This is a genomic window from Candidatus Hodgkinia cicadicola (genome assembly GCF_002774925.1).
The window spans coordinates 1-1,152 of record NZ_NXGO01000044.1 but is presented as its reverse complement, the minus strand read 5'-3'; the positions used below and the strand labels follow the sequence as shown (position 1 = coordinate 1,152).

Annotated in this window: 1 protein-coding gene; it reads right to left on the bottom strand. The window is 36.8% G+C overall.

Annotated features, from left to right (window positions below):
• Nucleotides 1-389 (bottom strand): hypothetical protein (locus MAGTDC_RS02460; RefSeq protein ID WP_146656897.1); only part of this gene is annotated, 389 nt, incomplete at its 3' end.
• Nucleotides 390-1,152: the final 763 nt, after the last annotated feature.

Here is a 1,152-nt window from a genome sequence, read left to right as displayed (position 1 = left end):
TCAAATGATTGAGTTAATGTCGGTGTCTTACATAAACATTCGGTTTTATTCCTTGATCCGAATATCTTTGGACAAAACAGACCATCCATAATCGGTTTGCCATCATCATCAAAACTATTACCGTTGCGCGCGCGCGCGCGCGCGTGTGTGTGTGTGTGTGTCCTGAATCCTGAGAATTTGATGATGATGAATATGCTGATGCTGTGTTCTCTGTCTCTACGGTTTGTTGTTTGTGATGGTCCAGAATTTCTCCATAAATCTTGGTGTGTGTGGTAAAGATGTTCGATCGGTCGGCAGACCAGCAGCGTGACGTTGTGGGAAGATATCTTGAGTCTCTCAGAGATCGCCCCAAAATTGCCGGTGGTAATTATACTGGACGGCAATCTCACAAGTCTAGGACTGTTTTCGACCTGTTAGATATTGTCACTTCGTGCAAAGCGTCCTTTTAATTACAAATAACTTTTTGGTTCATTTTCGCGATTTCGCAAACATACTCGTAGCACGAGCGATATCATCGTTTGCGTACATTTTATCTGGTCACTCACATATAACATACTTACTAATTACTATTTAGTTACACTAGTAATTAACATAAAATTACCTAGCGTCTTTATTATTGCACATTTCTGTAACACTTTTACATCACTATATTCGTTAAAAATTCCTTAATGTAATGGTGTTTTTATAATATAAAGCAATAAATCTCAGATTAAGTAACAATTTTAGACTTGAAGTGTCATGTCTAACAAGGTTCGTGAAAACAAATGATTGACATTATAGTGATAAAAAACGGTTTTAACTGTCTTAGTTTGACGGTGTTATATAACTAATTACTGGAAAATTTTTGTACATGTCAAAATACGTTACTTCAGTTTATTCTGCACTAAAATCTTCCATTCTGTTTCCCAATTTGTGCTTGAAAAGCGTTTAATGTATCTGGACTATCACGTGTACATTGGTGTGCTTAACAAGGTTACAACACAAAACACGCATATTCCGTAAAATGTTGTTAGTAAATGGAATACAAAGACATAATTTCACGTCCGAACATTGTGATAGTTCTACTGTTATGTATCTCTTATTAGTGTGATGACTTTTAGCTGTAGAGCCGATTTCCCAGCCATTTGTAGCGAGGAACATGAGAACTCAGCT